Annotated in this window: 16 protein-coding genes; 4 read left to right on the top strand and 12 right to left on the bottom strand. The window is 43.8% G+C overall.

From position 1 onward, the window contains the following. Window positions 1–11: 11 nt before the first annotated feature. The 3 genes from ruvB to B0I27_RS17405 form a co-directional block, all read right to left on the bottom strand. A complete protein-coding gene (gene ruvB, locus B0I27_RS15220) occupies window positions 12–1,034 on the bottom strand; it encodes a Holliday junction branch migration DNA helicase RuvB (RefSeq protein WP_106294958.1) in 1,023 nt (340 codons plus the stop codon). A 162-nt stretch (window positions 1,035–1,196) separates the two neighbouring features. After that, complete coding sequence (locus tag B0I27_RS17550; protein ID WP_181276798.1) at window positions 1,197–1,352, bottom strand: hypothetical protein; 156 nt, start codon at window positions 1,350–1,352, stop codon at window positions 1,197–1,199. Between the two features lie 27 nt (window positions 1,353–1,379). Then, window positions 1,380–1,571, bottom strand: coding sequence for a hypothetical protein (locus B0I27_RS17405; RefSeq protein WP_146133141.1), 192 nt, complete (start codon window positions 1,569–1,571; stop codon window positions 1,380–1,382). 245 nt (window positions 1,572–1,816) lie between these two features. Here B0I27_RS17405 and B0I27_RS15210 point away from each other — a divergent pair, with 245 nt between their 5' ends. Then, window positions 1,817–3,700, top strand: a complete 1,884-nt coding sequence (locus tag B0I27_RS15210; RefSeq protein ID WP_106294898.1) for a DNA topoisomerase IV subunit B — start codon at window positions 1,817–1,819, stop codon at window positions 3,698–3,700. Between the two features lie 116 nt (window positions 3,701–3,816). Here B0I27_RS15210 and B0I27_RS15205 read toward each other — a convergent pair whose 3' ends face one another. From B0I27_RS15205 to B0I27_RS15195, 3 genes are all read right to left on the bottom strand, one after another. Beyond that, window positions 3,817–4,242 (bottom strand): nuclear transport factor 2 family protein, encoded by a 426-nt coding sequence (locus tag B0I27_RS15205; RefSeq protein ID WP_106294896.1) that lies wholly within the window; start codon window positions 4,240–4,242, stop codon window positions 3,817–3,819. Between the two features lie 234 nt (window positions 4,243–4,476). Beyond that, complete coding sequence (locus tag B0I27_RS15200; protein ID WP_106294894.1) at window positions 4,477–5,529, bottom strand: hypothetical protein; 1,053 nt, start codon at window positions 5,527–5,529, stop codon at window positions 4,477–4,479. A gap of 14 nt (window positions 5,530–5,543) precedes the next feature. Then, window positions 5,544–6,488 (bottom strand): Smr/MutS family protein, encoded by a 945-nt coding sequence (locus B0I27_RS15195; RefSeq protein WP_106294892.1) that lies wholly within the window; start codon window positions 6,486–6,488, stop codon window positions 5,544–5,546. A 117-nt stretch (window positions 6,489–6,605) separates the two neighbouring features. Between B0I27_RS15195 and B0I27_RS15190 the strand changes: the two genes are divergently transcribed. Beyond that, the gene (locus B0I27_RS15190; protein ID WP_181276797.1) at window positions 6,606–7,508 is read left to right on the top strand and encodes a histone deacetylase family protein; all 903 of its coding nucleotides are present in this window, start codon (window positions 6,606–6,608) and stop codon (window positions 7,506–7,508) included. 58 nt (window positions 7,509–7,566) lie between these two features. Here B0I27_RS15190 and ppnP read toward each other — a convergent pair whose 3' ends face one another. Continuing rightward, window positions 7,567–7,848 carry a pyrimidine/purine nucleoside phosphorylase gene (gene ppnP, locus B0I27_RS15185; protein WP_106294888.1) on the bottom strand — a complete coding sequence of 94 codons (282 nt, stop codon included), beginning with the start codon at window positions 7,846–7,848 and terminating at the stop codon, window positions 7,567–7,569. 405 nt (window positions 7,849–8,253) lie between these two features. Between ppnP and rplU the strand changes: the two genes are divergently transcribed. Together rplU and rpmA are read left to right on the top strand one after the other, a co-directional pair. Then, a complete protein-coding gene (rplU, locus tag B0I27_RS15180; RefSeq protein WP_106294886.1) occupies window positions 8,254–8,565 on the top strand; it encodes a 50S ribosomal protein L21 in 312 nt (103 codons plus the stop codon). Between the two features lie 66 nt (window positions 8,566–8,631). Then, window positions 8,632–8,907, top strand: a complete 276-nt coding sequence (gene rpmA / locus B0I27_RS15175) for a 50S ribosomal protein L27 (protein WP_106294884.1) — start codon at window positions 8,632–8,634, stop codon at window positions 8,905–8,907. A gap of 400 nt (window positions 8,908–9,307) precedes the next feature. On the opposite strand, the gene B0I27_RS15170 is transcribed toward rpmA, so the two are convergent. The 5 genes from B0I27_RS15170 to mnmA form a co-directional block, all read right to left on the bottom strand. Next, on the bottom strand, window positions 9,308–10,285 hold the full coding sequence (locus B0I27_RS15170) for a polyprenyl synthetase family protein (RefSeq protein ID WP_106294882.1): 978 nt from the start codon (window positions 10,283–10,285) through the stop codon (window positions 9,308–9,310). Between the two features lie 7 nt (window positions 10,286–10,292). After that, the gene (gene rnr, locus B0I27_RS15165; RefSeq protein WP_106294880.1) at window positions 10,293–12,422 is read right to left on the bottom strand and encodes a ribonuclease R; all 2,130 of its coding nucleotides are present in this window, start codon (window positions 12,420–12,422) and stop codon (window positions 10,293–10,295) included. Between the two features lie 213 nt (window positions 12,423–12,635). Continuing rightward, window positions 12,636–13,040 (bottom strand): hypothetical protein, encoded by a 405-nt coding sequence (locus B0I27_RS15160; RefSeq protein ID WP_106294878.1) that lies wholly within the window; start codon window positions 13,038–13,040, stop codon window positions 12,636–12,638. 29 nt (window positions 13,041–13,069) lie between these two features. Beyond that, the gene (gene topA, locus B0I27_RS15155) at window positions 13,070–15,409 is read right to left on the bottom strand and encodes a type I DNA topoisomerase (RefSeq protein WP_106294876.1); all 2,340 of its coding nucleotides are present in this window, start codon (window positions 15,407–15,409) and stop codon (window positions 13,070–13,072) included. A 107-nt stretch (window positions 15,410–15,516) separates the two neighbouring features. Next, window positions 15,517–16,605 (bottom strand): tRNA 2-thiouridine(34) synthase MnmA, encoded by a 1,089-nt coding sequence (mnmA, locus tag B0I27_RS15150; protein WP_106294874.1) that lies wholly within the window; start codon window positions 16,603–16,605, stop codon window positions 15,517–15,519. Window positions 16,606–16,712 lie beyond the last annotated feature (107 nt).

Raw genomic sequence — 16,712 nt, 5'->3', positions numbered from 1 at the left:
CTGGCGTCAGCTCAGAACAATGTTTGCGCATTGCCAGGTCTCAGTCGTCCTAAATGTTTGTATGCCAACTCTGTAACTTCCCGTCCCCTGGAGGTTCGCATAAGGAAACCTTCTTGTATCAGGAAAGGCTCATATACTTCCTCTATGGTTCCTTCGTCTTCGCCTACAGCTGTTGCTATCGTTTTAAGGCCCACAGGTCCGCCCTTAAACTTATCGATAATGGTTACCAGAATCTTATTGTCCATTTCGTCAAGTCCATGACTGTCGACGTTCAGCGCGTTCAGCGCATACTTCGCGATTTCCGTATCAATTGTACCGTCGCCCTTTATCTGCGCAAAATCTCGTGTACGGCGTAGCAGCGCATTGGCAATACGGGGCGTTCCGCGGCTCCTTCTGGCTATTTCGTAAGCACCCTCATCGCTGATCGGCGTCTTTAAAATGGAAGAACTACGAAGCACAATGGTGGTTAAGAGCTTTGCATCATAATATTCCAGACGAGAATTGATGCCAAATCGCGCTCTCAACGGAGCGGTAAGAAGTCCTGACCGTGTTGTCGCTCCAACAAGTGTGAAGGGATTTAAGGATAACTGAACGGATCTTGCATTAGGACCCGATTCCAGCATGATATCGATCTTGAAGTCCTCCATCGCCGAATACAGGTATTCTTCTACAAGCGGACTCAAACGGTGTATCTCGTCGATAAACAGAATATCACCTTCCTCCAGGTTCGTAAGCAAACCCGCGAGATCTCCCGGTTTATCCAACACAGGGCCTGAAGTGATTTTTATGTTCACGCCCATTTCGTTTGCGATGATGTTAGATAGGGTTGTTTTACCTAGTCCCGGGGGGCCATGAAGCAGAACGTGGTCAAGCGATTCGCCACGTAGCTTAGCTGCCTGCACAAATATCCGAAGGTTCTCCAGAATCTTAAACTGCCCGGTGAAGTCCTCGAAAGCCTGAGGCCTGAGCACTTTTTCAATATCACGATCTATGGAAGAGAGCCGTTCTGCGTCCGGATCTAAATTCTCATTCAGCATGCCGCTAAATTACAAAATTCATTATCAATGTGCTAAGTTTATTGGTAACCTGTGTGACGACTAATAACAGCCCAAAAAAGCGAAAGTCCCGCTTCGCAGGACTTTCTCGTTGTTTAACTGAGGGAAAAAGAACGATTTGTAAATTCTTAGTGTCTTTATCTATGCTATAAGAAAGCATTGAGAGTAAGGGATCATCGTTTTAATGAATCGGTCTTTTATCTTACCTAATACCGCCGACTCATTGCGGGTAGATGTCGATCCGTTTTCTTCGTTTCTTCTTAATTTTATGATTTGGGCTGTTTTCGTAGTTTTCATGTTGTTCAGATTAAGGTAAAGGGTAAATTAGTCTTGTTCGTTATCAGATAAATTATTTTTTCTCAATTCGGCTTCTTTCTTCTGCCTTTGCAGTTGTTCGACGTCGCGATTATCAGAAGCATTTTCCGGATTGGAAGGGTTTTCCCATGATAGTTCATCCTTCACATTCTCGTCTGCCTGATCTTCTCTCGGAATTTTTAATTTATTTACAACAACCATATGTTTCAATGTTATACCAGATAGAACACCAATACTGTACCAAACCCGCCGAAACTGCTTTATTAAGTTCAAAAGAAGTGAATCCGATGAATTCCCGTTCATCATGCTTTAAATACTGTAACCTTTTGTAGACGCTTCTGTCCTGAAATGCTCATAGAATGTTCAGGTGTATAATGAAAAGGACAAGTCGGTAGTTAAACGGACTGAATATTATTATTTTTGTAAAACAAATACTGGAAAATATTATGGCGGAAACAAATACGTATAGTGAAGATAGTATAAAGTCCCTCGACTGGAAAGAGCATATTCGTCTGAGGCCGGGGATGTATATCGGGAAGTTGGGAGATGGATCTGCTTATGACGACGGAATTTATGTACTACTAAAGGAAATCATCGATAACTCCATAGATGAGTTTGTGATGGGTGCTGGCCGTACCATCGATGTGAACATATCCGAACACAAGGTCTCTGTACGCGATTATGGCAGGGGTATCCCGCTCGGAAAGGTGATCGACTGTGTATCTAAGATCAATACGGGTGGAAAGTATGACTCCAGGGCTTTTCAAAAGTCAGTGGGTTTGAACGGTGTGGGTACAAAAGCGGTTAATGCCTTGTCATCAACATTTATCGTGCAGTCTTACCGCGACGGACGTACCAAAATTGCTGAATTCAGCCAGGGAGCTATCGTTCGGGACGAGGCAGAGAAGGAAACTACTCAACGAAATGGAACAGCTATTACGTTTCATCCCGACAATACCATATTCAGAAATTATCGCTTCATTCCCGAGTTTATCGAGAACATGATCTGGAACTACGTGTTTCTGAATGCCGGTCTGGTGATCAATTTCAACGGTAAGAAATACTTCTCAGAGCGCGGACTGCATGACCTCCTGGTTAAGAACACCGACGCCGAAACGATTCGCTACCCGATCATTCACCTGAAAGGGGAGGATATAGAGGTTGCGATGACCCACGCCCAGCAATATGGGGAGGAGTATTACTCATTCGTTAACGGTCAGAACACAACGCAGGGTGGTACTCATCAGGCTGCTTTCCGCGAGGCTGTAGTGAAAACGATCAGGGAATTTTTCAAGAAAGAGTTTGAAGCTTCCGATGTCAGGGCGTCCATTGTTGCCGCCGTTTCAATCCGGGTTCAGGAGCCCGTCTTTGAATCCCAGACCAAAACGAAGCTGGGATCTCTGAATGTCGGCCCCGATGGTCCTACTGTCAGAGGCTTTGTCAATGACTTCGTTAAAAAAAGCCTGGATGACTATTTGCACAAATATCCCCAGGTGGCTGATGCGATGCTGAAGCGTATTCTCCAATCAGAACGCGAGCGTAAAGACATTGCCGGGATTAAGAAGCTTGCCAACGAACGCGCTAAAAAAGCCTCACTACATAATCGGAAACTGCGCGATTGTAAGCTCCACTTTGACGACAATCACGAGCGTAAGCAGGAAACTACACTTTTTATAACAGAGGGTGATTCCGCGAGTGGTTCGATTACCAAGTCGCGCGACGTAATGACACAGGGTGTTTTCTCACTCAAAGGAAAACCGCTCAACTGCTTCGGTCTTACTAAAAAGATCGTATACGAGAATGAAGAGTTCAACCTCCTGCAACATGCACTCAATATTGAAGACGGTCTGGAAGGACTGCGATACAATAATATCGTCATCGCCACTGATGCCGATGTCGACGGGATGCACATCAGATTACTGATCATGACGTTCTTTATTCAGTTCTTTCCGGATCTGGTCAAAGCTGGGCACGTGTTTATTCTGCAAACTCCCTTGTTCCGTGTAAGGAACAAAAAGGAAACTATCTACTGTTACAGCGATGAGGAACGCAGAAACGCCATCGCCAAATTGGGAAGTAAGCCTGAAATAACGCGCTTTAAGGGTCTCGGAGAAATATCTCCTGATGAATTCGGTCTCTTCATAGGTAAGGATATGCGACTGGATCCGGTTATCCTCAGAGATTCCAATAACCAGTCTCTGTTGCAATATTTCATGGGTAAAAACACGCCTTCACGCCAGCAACACATCGTCGCCAACCTCAGGGTGGAGAAAGATGATAAGCTTTTGTTGCCCCCAGAGGAAACGGCAACCGAAGAGTCTGCAGCCTAGGCAAAAACGACAATAGAATCGTGGTCAGGTATTATTCTGCTTGCAAATGTGTCTAAACAAAAAGGGGGTTAACTCAATAATGAGCTAACCCCCTTTTTACTCAACAAGCTGTTCCCTTATTTGTAAACGCTTGATACGTTAGTGATCTTCCATCCCTGATCTGTATTAGAGATAGTCACATAGTTGATCTTAGAAAAGTTTTCATAATCCATTGTCACTTTAACAATAGTTTGAGCATCTCCTTTTTCAATGATCGAATAATCAGTTTTGCAGTTCTGATTGATGTTTTCAGAGATTTTAAGAGAATTGATTAACTCCATTTTGTTGTAGTTAATTACCTTGTTTCCCTGTGCAAGAGTGAACTTTACATTATTGTCCAGAATCTCCTCTATTCCTTTCACCTTTCCAAAGGACACAGCCTCAACATAAGTCTTTATTGCGTAGTCCATTGTCAGGTAACCTTTGTCAACTTTTGCGTAACCAACAGAAGTGATAATTATAGAAATTAAAAGTGCGGCGAGTGTAAATTTTATAGCTTTCATAACAATTTAGATTAGTTGTTCTTTGTATATTATAAGAACAAATATAGGGGGCAAAAGGTTGTTTTTTCACCCTCTCAATGCACTTTTAACCAAAATTCAAGGATGCCGAACCTGCCTTGAAAATCCTGCAATTAATAGGTTTTAAACCATCAAGGTGTAACAGTTTTTTGACTTAAACTAGAATATATAGCATTGTGATTTTAGACATATTCGACTAAAAAAGCGTGATTATGGTCATATTTGCTTCTTCTCAAAGAATACCAGCAGCTGTTCCTCTACTAACTCGCCCATTGTACGGCATTTTTTGAATGCTCCTTTCTTATGGTAAGCCCATAATTCTTCTCCGAGTTGTGCTACCTTTTCGCTGGGTGCTATCTCATGTTTTTTCATCACCTGCAGAATATCATTGAGTCGGTAATGCACAAGTTTCATCCGGTTGTAGATCAAACTTCTTTCTTCTTCCTGATACTGCCTCATGGTCATTTTATCCATGTGCTGTATCCCCAGCTGAACGAGTTTGTTATTTTCCTTAAAATAATGCGGCAGGTAGAAATTTCTCCTGCCTTCATATGACTGCTGGTCAAAATCTATTGCTCTTATTCGGTATTGGTTACCTTCAATGTCCGGCGTAATGTGAACTACATAATTATAAGACCGCATATCTCCCAGCAAGCGAATAAAGCAACGTTCATTGAACTTTACAAACTCCTTGCAGATACGGATCTGATTGAACTTTGAGGTATTGGTACGCTGTTGAATGAACATGTCTCCAGGCAGTCCGGAGATATGCTCCTCTATCAGGGTGTTGTCATCGGTCAAATAAGAGATTCGGTTTGGCGAGAGGATGTGTTCCAGCTCAATTCCATACACCCTAGAGGCATCCGCCACCTTCACATAGAAGTAATCGTAGTTATCGTTGAACTTGTTCATTACTCTAATCCGGAAAGGTTTTGAATTTCCGAACGTACAATAATCGATCTGTGCGATGTGAAGATGTTCCATTACCTGCATATCGCCATCCGCGTTCATCAGCGCATAGATGTATTTAAGATTGGGGAACAGTTCATTCATCTCAGACTGATCATAATACACCGTTTGCCACAGCGTATCATTACCTGCTTTATCGAGCAGGGGAGTGCTGAACTGGAAACGAAGCAGGTCGGAATACTGCACATGGAGCTTAACCTCCCTGTTATATTTAACTAAGTACTCCCGTAGTGGATCGTGAATAGGGTAAAAGAACTTTTTCTTGGAAGGTACGTCTGCTCTGGTCTCAAACTGGGACATGATAGGAGGTTAAATTATTTTAAAATAACTTCGGTAGCGCCATAACCGAATTTTTCTTTACGGGCATCTAAAAATGTTTTCACATGGTTATTTCGGCCAAGTGTCTTATGTATCTCTTGTTTTAGCGTGCCGTTTCCTATCCCATGAATGAAGGTGATAGAAGGGAGCTTATGCACAATCGCTGCATCGAGGGCTTTTTTATAATGGTCCATCTGGATCTTCAGAATTTCTGTATTGCTCAGAAACTGATAATCATCTCTGAGCTTCTCAATATGAAGATCTATTTGAGCGGAAGGTTTTTCGACGACTTTCTTTTCAGCCACCGGTTTGAAAAAGCTTTCTTTGAGCTTCTCAGGGTCAATAACCAGGTCATCCTCATCGATACGGAAAATCCAGGCTTCTTTATTTAATTGCGCAACCTTTTTCTTGGCACCGGCAAAATCTCTCGCTTTAAACTTTTCGGAATATTGGATAGCCTCAGGGATTGCGACATTTGACTTAGAAAAATACAAGGCCCGGATGAGGAATCCTGGCCACACGCTGAGGTCAGACAAATTCGATGAATAGATTTCCACCGCAGTATGTGGTTGTATGCTGCCGGCAAACTCTCCCTTGCTTATTCCTGCCTTATCCGTTACCAGCGTTGTCAGTAATTGAAAGGAAGTGTCGTTCACCAGATGGAAGTGTACAACCGAAGCTTTATTCTGATCAGGCACCACCGCTAAGAAAATTCCCTTCGACTCAAATGTTTCCGAAGGGGCAGGTGTATCTGCCTGGTATTGCTCTGCGGCTCCGGGGTATTTGTGTCCGTGTACACGCGTTACTTTTGTAATTAAAACAGGAATTTCAAAGTCATCCTCGCCCGTTACTCCGATCATGTCGTTGCTGATGATGCGGGTAACATATCCTTCCATTCTTTCGTCGACGAAACGAACAAATTCTCCTAACTTAAATTCCATTTTGTAATGTCTTGATTTTAGTAACAAACTTAGATAAAAAATGCCTTATCTACCCTCGGTTGAAGTTAAACACACGCGAAGGTCCCCCTGTTTTCCATTTCTTTCGTACTTTAGAACGTGTTAAAAATCGCATGGGACGCCCAATATTCCCACCCCTTGCCAGCAGGACACCGGTTTCCTATGCTGAAGTATGAGCTCATTCCCGGACAGCTTTTGTATGAGGGACTCATCACTAACGAGAACCTGTATTCGCCGGGTCTGGTCTCTGAAGACGTTATTCTGCTTACTCATCAGCGCGATTACTGGGAACGTCTCCGTGATCTGACCTTAAGTCCGCCTGAAATCAGGAGGTCAGGTTTCCCCCTATCACAGGAGCTGATCGACAGGGAGCGGCAGATTGCGCAGGGAACTATAGAGGGGTGTCACTATGCGATGCAATACGGTATCGCTTTCAATGTTGCCGGGGGTACTCACCACGCCGGTTCTAACTGGGCAGAAGGATTCTGTCTGTTAAACGATCAGGCCATTGCTGCTAATTACCTGCTGAACCGCGAGCTCGCTCATAGTGTGCTGATCATCGACCTCGATGTGCACCAAGGAAACGGTACTGCGGAGATTTTCCGTTGTAACCCGAATGTTTTTACGTTTTCCATCCATGCAGAAAAGAACTTTCCGTTCCGTAAAGAGCAGTCTGATCTCGATATAGGCTTGCATGCAGGAACACACGACGAAGAATACCTGGATATCTTAACCAAGCATCTTGAACCGCTTTTTGAGAAAGCGAAGCCCGATTTCGTGTTCTATTTGTCTGGTGTGGACGTCTTATCGACGGATAAGTTAGGACATCTGGCTTTAAGCAGAGAGGGTTGCAAAATGCGCGATCAACTAGTCCTTTCCTTATGCAAAAGCCGGAAAGTCCCTGTTCAGGTAAGCATGGGTGGCGGTTATTCGCCACAGATCATTGATATTGTGGAGGCACATTGCAATACCTATCGCATTGCCGACCATATTTTCATTTAGTGGAGGGGCAAGCCCCTCCACCCGATAAGATTCTTAAACGGTTTGACTAGATGCCCGCTTACTCGTATTTACAGAGATAGGAACTCTGACGACTTGCTCTTACTTTGAAGCTTGAATTTGCAGGGACGTCAAACGACTGACCGTTCGTATATGACTTCCATTCTGATTCGCCCGACAGCAAAGCAATGAGTTCGCCTTCTATTACCTGCATGGTCTCCTTAGATGAAGTGCCAAATTCATATTCGCCTTCTTCAATGACTCCAATAGACGATTTCCCTTGTTCACTTGTGTAGCCTAGCGATTTAACAGCCCCGTCGAAATATTCGTTAACTTGTATCATATGTAATATTTAGTAACGAAATATCTGAATTTTAAACGAAACACTTAGAGGTTAAATACAAGTTTCGGCGAAGGCAGAAAAAAAGCCCCAAAACGGGGGCTTTAAAGGTCGATTCTTAATTCGGTAACTAAAGAATTCCAGGATGAATGGATTTTAATATCTTCGTGAACCAATATGTGACGGAATCAGGAAAATTCATGCCAAAGGATTTGTATTTCATATGTGTCTGATTTTCAGCATCTAATTTGTGCCTTAATTTATCCCCTTTGCAGAATATATCGACAGGTTGTGGTTTAGATATTCTTCCTTAACCGATCTGAGAAAACTCATTTGTTATAACATTTGCTCCTTTTCTAATTAATATCTATATTTGCACCTCATTTAAAAAAAACTAATTAACTAACAATGTACGCAATAGTAAATATAGCCGGACAGCAATTCAAGGTTGCAAAAGACCAGCAGATCTTTGTACATCGCTTACAAGGAGAAGAAGGCGCTAGTGTTGAATTTGACCAGGTATTGTTAGCTGCAGACGGAAATAACATCAAAGTTGGTGCTAATGCATTAACTGGTGCTAAGGTTTCAGCTAAGATCGTGTCTCATTTAAAAGGAGATAAAGTAATTGTCTTCAAAAAGAAACGTCGTAAAGGCTACAAAAAGAAGAACGGTCACCGTCAGCAATTCTCTAAAATTGAGATCACTGGTATTACTTTGTAACTAACGAAATAATCCACAAACAGAATAATAACCTGAATTGAGCAATCAATTCATAATATAAAAAACATGGCACACAAGAAAGGCGCTGGTAGTTCGAATAACGGTAGAGAATCACATAGCAAACGCTTAGGTATTAAGATCTTCGGTGGTCAGGCAGCTATTGCTGGAAATATCATTGTACGTCAGCGTGGTACTAAACACCACCCGGATAAAAACGTTGGCTTAGGAAAAGATCACACGATCTTCGCTCTAATCGACGGTACAGTAGTATTCAAAAAGAAAGCTGATAACAGATCATACGTTTCTGTTCTTCCTGTTGAAGCTCCTGCTACAGCAGAATAATAAAAGTACTCTTAATAAAAAGGGGTGTATCATGAATTTCATGATCACCCCTTTTTTATTTTGGTGAAATTGGCGCTCGTAGATTCAAAGAACTGCCACTTCTTACTGCTTAGCGGGTAACAGCAAATTCAGAATATTTTTTAAACTTCTCTTATTCTTACTAAAAACCGCTTTTATATACAGCCGATAATAAAGCGACATTCTCCCGTGATAAGTCCGACTTTTAGCTTATTAAGTCGGACTTATCACGGGAGAATGTGGGCTTGTATACGCCTTCATGTAAAGGCGGTTCTAGATCTGTATAAGGGATCGCTAGTTCCTTATAGAGGCCATACGTGTTAGGAATGCATCAGGTTGGTTACCTATGGGGAAGGGACGGGCGAACTGTGGCGATTGCTGATTAGGTTTCTCTGATCAGTAGTTGACCTGCGAAATCAACCAGTACTTGTTTATTTTCTGCTTTTACAGAGACCTTATTCAATTCGTAAAGACTCTTTCGGGCATGTAGATTCATTTGCTCTTCAGCGAGCTGTCTTATACCTAATCTGTCGTATATCGCTGTTACCGAACTGATCTTGCTTGCAGGGTCGCAATCTGCTGCACTCAGCCAATGCTGAAGCTCCTCTTTGTCCAGATCTTCCGCCAGCTCAATAGCCTTGATTAGCAGGAAGGTTTTTTTGTTGGACAGTATGTCTCCGCCTACCTGCTTGCCGAACTTCTCCGGGTCGCCGTAAACGTCCAGGATATCATCCTGAAGCTGGAAGGCGATGCCGATATTCACGCCGAAGTTGTACAGATGTTCTGCGTCTTCAGTCGAGGCACTCCCGATCAAGGCACCGATTTTTAAACTACAGCCAAGTAATACGGCCGTTTTCAACCGGATCATATCCAGATACTGCGGAATGCTGACATCCTGCATCAGCTCGAAATTCATATCCGTCTGCTGTCCTTCACATACTCCAGCAGCGGTATCGTTGAAAACGGTCAATACATCTCTGAGGATTGAGCTATCAATCGAGCTGACAAGCGTCTTATAAGCCTCTACAAGCATCACATCACCCGAGAGTATAGCTACGTTGTCATTCCATTTAGAATGAACGGTAGACTGTCCGCGGCGAAGCGGAGCTTTATCCATAATATCATCATGCATGAGCGTGAAATTATGGAACAGCTCAATAGCCAGCGCAGGGTCGAGTGCCTTCGTAACATGTCCACCGAACATATCGCAAGCCATCAGAGTCAGCACAGGGCGCATTCTCTTGCCGCCCAAAGACATGATGTATGTTATCGGGTCATACAGTTCAGCTGGCGTAACAGGATATTTCTTTTCAACGATTTGTTTGTTGATGAGATCCTGAAGTTGTGAAATAGAATACATGTATAATTTATTGAAGTAATTTAAAGTCAATTTGCCTTTTGGCCAGATCCACCTTTTTTACCAGAATCTGAACTTCGTCTCCCAGCTGGTATTTCTTTTTCTTGCGCTGTCCGATGATACAGTAGTTTTTCTCATCAAGCACATAGAAATCATCTGCTATATCACGTAATCGTACCATGCCTTCGCATTTGTTCTCTTCGATCTCAACAAACATACCCCATTCGGTAACCCCGGAAATGATACCCATAAACTCCTTACCAATATTGTCCTGAAGGAATTCTGCTTGTTTGTATTTTACCGAAGCGCGTTCTGCATCTGCGGCCTTTTTCTCCATCTGCGATGCATGCACACACATTTTTTCGTATTCTTCTTCGTTTGCAGAGGTACCGCCATCCAGATAGCGCTCCAGCAGACGATGGACCATTACGTCGGGAGAACGGCGGATAGGAGAGGTGAAGTGGGTGTAATAGTCGAAAGCGAGACCGTAGTGCCCCGTTTTTTTGGTGGTGTAGATAGCTTTAGCCATAGATCTGATCGCCAGATGCGTCAGTACATTCTGCTCTTTCTTTCCTTCGACGTCGGCCATCAGATGATTCAATGATCTGGCAATATCACGATCCGACTTCGTGCTGATCTTATATCCGAACTGTGCCGCGAACTGTACAAATCCCATGAGGGTTTGCTCGTTCGGTGCGTCGTGCGAACGATAAACGAAAGTATATTTCTTTTTTCCCTTGCCTTTTTTCGCGATAAATTCTGCCACTTTTCTATTGGCAAGCAGCATGTAATCTTCTATCAGCTTATGAGCATCTTTGCGCTCCTTGGTGTAGACGCCTATGGGTTTACCCTGCTCATCAAGCTGGAACTTCACTTCAGAAGTTTCAAAACTGATTGCGCCCTGTTTAAATTTCTTCTCCCGCAGGATGTAAGCCAGTTCATTTAGTTTCAAAATCTCCTCTTTCAGCTCATCCGAATTTCCTTCTATCACCTCCTGAGCTTCTTCATAGCTGAATCTCCTGTCGGAGTGAATGATGGTTTTTCCGAACCATTGTTCGAGTACATTGGCCTGGTTGTCTAATTCAAATACAGCCGAAAAGCAGAGCTTATCTTCCTTTGGACGCAGTGAGCAAACTCCATTTGAAAGCCTTTCAGGCAGCATCGGTATAACGCGGTCTACCAGATAAACGGAAGTGCCTCTGTTGAATGCTTCTGCATCAAGTGCCGTATCCGGGCGCACATAGTGCGATACGTCGGCTATATGGATGCCTATTTCATAGTTGCCGTTCTCCAGTACCTGGTAGGAGATGGCATCATCAAAATCTTTAGCGTCAGCGGGGTCGATGGTAAAGGTAAGTATATTGCGGAAGTCACGCCGTTTGGCGATTTCTTCTGCCGTGATCTCGTCGGGTATAGACTCAGCCTCTTTCTCAACCTCATCAGGGAAAGAAAGCGGGAAGCCATATTCGGCCAGGATCGCAGTCATTTCCGTGTTGTTCTCTCCCTGTATCCCCAAAACATTGGTGATCGTTCCTACAGGATTTTTGGCGCCATCGGGCCAATCGGTGATTTTGGCAACCGCTTTTACTCCGTGTTCCGCGCCATTAAGATTCTCCAATGGAATAAAGATATCGCGAAGCATCTTTCGGTCGTCGGGTATAAAGAAGGCGAAGGCGCCGGTAACTTTTACGATGCCGGTGAATTCCATCTTAAAACGCTCGAGGATCTCGATAATTTCTCCTTCCTTTCGTTTGCCTTTACGATTGGCGAAAACATAGGCTCTGACCTTGTCGCCATTTAAAGCTATGCCTACTTTTCTGGGAGCGATATAGATGTCTTCCTCAAATTCATCATCGGGGATGATAAAGGCGGAGCCGTCGCTGGTCATAGACACCTTTCCGGTAATGATCGTTTTCAGTTCTTTTAGCTGAAATTTACCTTTTTGAGGCTCAATGAAGATGCCCTTACGGGTTTCCTCTTTTAAAACCACCAATATAGTCTCCCGTGATTCAGGATCCGTGAGATTAAGTTTTGCAGCGATTTGTTTGTAATTCATGGGAGCATTGCCTCCCTTTTCCAATATATCGGTAATAAGTTGTGTAAAAACAACTATCAGATGGTTGGATTTTTTCTTAGCCATTTTGTGAATGTATTATGTGATCACAACGTTTACATACACCATAAAGTTCATGGTTATTTAAGCTGTGATACCTTTCTTTTGGCAAGTTAAGGATTTTGATTTATGTTTTGTTCTGGCTTATTCTGTTGCGGCGTATCGAAACGCCATCTAACTTTCCCTAACTGGATTGCCGAAATCTCCCAAGGCCGGCTCAGTTTTATCAGCACGTAGTGATTACAGGATAAGTACGCCAGGTTTATTAAGCAGGGGAATGCGAACCATGTTTGATTCAACAATACTCTCAGGAACGAAAATGTACTTTTTATCAAAGATTTGTCCGTCGATGTAGAAACTGAGCAGGTATTCATTGGTTAGTCCGAATACCTGCTCGTCAATAGCCTCGACGCGAGCAGTTGCTTTGGCAGGAATACTTCCGATAGCATGCCTTAAGATGGAGGTCTTTACGTCTACGCCATCTTTACGGCCATAGCCTTTGGAGGATATGAGAACGGTTTCGAGATCCCTGTCCTTGAGATTGATCAGATAGACGTTCCATGACTGGCCCTGCGGGCTGTCGCTTTCGAGCACAACTGCAATACCAATATCCTGTACCAGATTTTCAGGAAGATCTTTCTTCATGTTGTGTGATGTTACAAATACGCTTTATTCTATTTCTTTTTGGCAAACTTTCGCGCTGGTTTCTTTGGCTCTTTTTCTGCTGCTTCAGCGAGAGCTTTTACCTCTTCGAATGTCAGGGCAGAAGCCTCTTTATCTTTTGGAATCTTGACGTTAGCTTTTCCATACTCGATATATGGCCCCCATCTGCCATTAAGAATTTTAACTGTCGGGTCTTCATCAAAGGTCTTGATTAGTTTCTCCGCGTCTTTTTTACGTTTCTCCAGAATAATCTCAATGCATGCTTCTTCTGTTACCGAATGAGGATCAACTCCTTTTGGTAAGGAATAGAAAGCACTATTATGCCTCACGTAGGGGCCGAAGCGACCAATGGCTACGGTCATATCTTTTTCTTCGAAGATGCCCACTTTTTTGGGAAGTTTGAAGAGCTCCATCGCTTCATCCAGCGTGATCGATTCGATCATTTGACCGGACCTTAGACTGGCATAACGAGGCTTCTCTTCGGCTTCTGTTTCGCCGATCTGGACGAAAGGTCCAAAGCGTCCGATTCTCACAGAGACCTTTTTACCGGTTTCCGGATCAAGGCCCAGTTCTCTTTCGCCTCTTGCTTTTTCTGCAGTCAGAATGGTGTTCTCTACCTCCTTATGGAATGGGTTGTAAAAAGACTTGAGCATTTCGGTCCAGTTCTTCAATCCATTTGCGATTTCGTCGAACTCTTTTTCTACGTTAGCCGTGAAATGGAAATCAACTATTCCGTTGAAATGCTGAACCAGAAAGTCGTTTACTACTGCTCCGATATCGGTTGGGAAAAGCTTAGATTTTTCTGCGCCGGTGATCTCTGTTTTGGTTTCTTTAACGAGTTCGCCGCCGGTAAGGGTAAACACGCAGAAATTTCTGGATTTGCCTTCTCTGTCTTCTTTCACTACGTAGCCTCTGTTTTGAACAGTGGAGATAGTAGGGGCATATGTTGATGGTCTACCGATGCCCAGTTCTTCGAGCTTTTTTACCAGGCTTGCTTCTGTATAACGTGCTGGGGGGCGGGTATACCGCTCGGTTGCTTTTATTTCGTGACGGATCAGCGACTGCTCTTTGGATAGGGGAGGGAGGATAGCATTTCCTGCTTCTTCATCCAGATTCACCTCCTGATCATCATCCTGGGATTCCATATAGACTTTCAGAAATCCGTCAAACTTCATGACTTCTCCATTGGCAACGAAATTCTCTTTGCGGTTGGATATAGTAATTTTTGCAGTAGTTTTTTCAAACTGCGCTTCGCTCATTTGAGAAGCAATCGCGCGCTTCCAGATAAGTTCATAGAGGCGTTTCTCAGAGAGATCTCCGTCGATCGTATGCTGATCGAAATACGTAGGCCTGATCGCCTCGTGTGCTTCTTGTGCTCCGGCGGCCTTCGTTTTATACTTTCTATGCTGATGGTATCTTTCACCATAAGCAGTGTTGATTTCGTTGGTTGCGGCTTCGAGTGCTGTGTCTGACAAGTTAACGGAGTCCGTTCTCATGTAGGTGATCTTTCCCGACTCGTAGAGGCGCTGTGCAATAGACATTGTTCGTGAAACCGAAAAACCCAGCTTCCTGCTTGCTTCCTGTTGAAGGGTTGAGGTTGTAAATGGCGGGGCAGGGTTTCTTTTGGTCGGCCTGCTTTCTACGCTGTTGACTTTGAAGTCGGCATCCTTACATGCGTTCAGAAACGAGGTAGCTTCCTGCTCTGTTTCGAAACGTTCGGGGAGTTCAGCTTTGAAAAATTCTCTCGCTTTGCCGGTGTTAAAGATAGCAGTAATCTTGTATGCAGCGGTAGGCGTGAATTTGTTGACCTCTCTTTCACGATCCACGATCAGGCGTACGGCAACAGATTGTACCCGGCCTGCGGATAAGGAGGGTTTGACTTTTTTCCATAAAACGGGTGAAAGCTCAAAACCAACTAACCTGTCGAGTACTCGTCTTGCCTGCTGTGCATGAACAAGGTTGTAATCGATATTGCGTGGGGACTCTATCGCTTTTAATATAGCGGGCTTAGTGATCTCATGAAATACAATTCTTTTCGTTTTCTCGTCCTTGAGACCGAGAGTCTCAAATAAATGCCATGAGATGGCTTCTCCCTCGCGGTCCTCATCGGACGCGAGCCAGACCATTTCGGCTTCCTTTGCAAGTTTCTTTAATTCACTTACAACGGCTTTTTTATCTGCCGGCACTTCATATTTTTGGGTAAAGTTATTTTCGGTATCAATTGCGTCATCAGTTTTAACCAGATCACGGATATGTCCGTAACTTGATTTTACCATGAAGTCGCTACCCAAATAACCTTCAATGGTTTTTGCCTTAGCAGGGGACTCAACGATTAGTAAATTTTTAGCCATTCAGCAGATTGGTTTTTCTGCAAAGAAAGACATTAATCACCCCAATGCAAAATTGAATTGTGTTTTGGCCATATCTAAAACAGGGTTTTGATCGTAAAGTGAGGCTGTTACAGTAAAAAACCTCCACCCAAAAGGTCATTGCCTTCGTAGAACACAGCCGACTGTCCGGGCGCTATACCCGATACCGCATGGTGAAACTCCACCTTCATCAGGCCGTCTTCCTGTACGATTGTACTGTTCGCGCCCGCATCTTTGTATCGGATTTTGGTGATTGCTTCCATAGGCTCCTGTATACTTTCATACTTAATCAAATTGACGCCGCGCACCAGGGCTACGGTCTTTTTAAGCTCTTCTTGTGTACCCAGAACCACGGTATTGCTTTCAGGAAGTATTTCAGTTACAAACATAGGATGGCCGAACGCTATGCCAAGTCCCTTACGCTGGCCGATAGTATAGAAAGGGTATCCCTGATGCCGGCCCACGATGGTGCCATCACTCAGCGCGAAGTTTCCGCCCGCTACTTTCTCTTCCAGACCATCTACACGATGTCTTAAGAAGGACCGGTAATCGTTGTCGGGCACAAAGCAGATTTCATAACTTTCTCCTTTTTTGGCGAGTTCAGTTTGTCCCATGTCCAACGCCATTTGTCTGATCTCGGCTTTGGTAAAGCTGCCTAAAGGAAACTGAGTACGGGCAAGATTCTTTTGTGAAACACCCCAAAGAACATAAGATTGATCCTTGTTTTCGTCCCGGCCTTTAGATATGACATGCCGACCGTTATCCTGTAAGCGAATATTGGCATAGTGGCCCGTTGCGATAAACTCGCAGTCGAGTTTATCTGCACGTTTGAGCAGGGCTTCCCATTTAATATGAGTATTGCAGAGAACGCATGGGTTAGGGGTTCTGCCGGCAAGGTATTCATCCACGAAGTTGTCGATGACGAAATCACCGAATTCGCTTCGGATATCCAGGATATAGTGAGGGAATCCATAACCAACGGCCAATGACCGGGCATCGTTGATAGAATCCAGACTGCAGCATCCGGTTTCTTTGGACGAAGAGCCCGAGGAAGCATAATCCCAGGTTTTCATTGTAAGACCTATAACCTCGTATCCCTGCTCATGCAGCATGACGGCAGCTACGGAACTATCCACTCCGCCACTCATTGCCACTAATATTCTTCCGTGCTTACTCATAATATGGGCAAAGATAAATTAAAGATGTGTTGATGCAGGTCAATCGCTTGTAAAATATGGGCATAAAAAAAGTCAGGCAATATGAAATCGCCTGACCCTACATCTAC

It is taken from the genome of Arcticibacter pallidicorallinus (genome assembly GCF_003002875.1).
GTDB lineage: Bacteria > Bacteroidota > Bacteroidia > Sphingobacteriales > Sphingobacteriaceae > Arcticibacter > Arcticibacter pallidicorallinus.
The sequence above is the reverse complement of the archived record's forward strand: the minus strand, read 5'-3'. Positions and strand labels throughout refer to the sequence as shown.

What these genes read in the sequence shown, in the direction of transcription:
- B0I27_RS17550 (WP_181276798.1), bottom strand. Translation starts at nt 1,352, where the DNA reads ATGAAAACTACGAAAACAGCCCAAATCATAAAATTAAGAAGAAACGAA.
- B0I27_RS17405 (WP_146133141.1), bottom strand. Translation starts at nt 1,571, where the DNA reads ATGGTTGTTGTAAATAAATTAAAAATTCCGAGAGAAGATCAGGCAGAC.
- B0I27_RS15210 (WP_106294898.1), top strand. Translation starts at nt 1,817, where the DNA reads ATGGCGGAAACAAATACGTATAGTGAAGATAGTATAAAGTCCCTCGAC.
- B0I27_RS15205 (WP_106294896.1), bottom strand. Translation starts at nt 4,242, where the DNA reads ATGAAAGCTATAAAATTTACACTCGCCGCACTTTTAATTTCTATAATT.
- B0I27_RS15200 (WP_106294894.1), bottom strand. Translation starts at nt 5,529, where the DNA reads ATGTCCCAGTTTGAGACCAGAGCAGACGTACCTTCCAAGAAAAAGTTC.
- B0I27_RS15195 (WP_106294892.1), bottom strand. Translation starts at nt 6,488, where the DNA reads ATGGAATTTAAGTTAGGAGAATTTGTTCGTTTCGTCGACGAAAGAATG.
- ppnP (WP_106294888.1), bottom strand. Translation starts at nt 7,848, where the DNA reads ATGATACAAGTTAACGAATATTTCGACGGGGCTGTTAAATCGCTAGGC.
- rplU (WP_106294886.1), top strand. Translation starts at nt 8,254, where the DNA reads ATGTACGCAATAGTAAATATAGCCGGACAGCAATTCAAGGTTGCAAAA.
- rpmA (WP_106294884.1), top strand. Translation starts at nt 8,632, where the DNA reads ATGGCACACAAGAAAGGCGCTGGTAGTTCGAATAACGGTAGAGAATCA.
- B0I27_RS15170 (WP_106294882.1), bottom strand. Translation starts at nt 10,285, where the DNA reads ATGTATTCTATTTCACAACTTCAGGATCTCATCAACAAACAAATCGTT.
- rnr (WP_106294880.1), bottom strand. Translation starts at nt 12,422, where the DNA reads ATGGCTAAGAAAAAATCCAACCATCTGATAGTTGTTTTTACACAACTT.
- B0I27_RS15160 (WP_106294878.1), bottom strand. Translation starts at nt 13,040, where the DNA reads ATGAAGAAAGATCTTCCTGAAAATCTGGTACAGGATATTGGTATTGCA.
- topA (WP_106294876.1), bottom strand. Translation starts at nt 15,409, where the DNA reads ATGGCTAAAAATTTACTAATCGTTGAGTCCCCTGCTAAGGCAAAAACC.
- mnmA (WP_106294874.1), bottom strand. Translation starts at nt 16,605, where the DNA reads ATGAGTAAGCACGGAAGAATATTAGTGGCAATGAGTGGCGGAGTGGAT.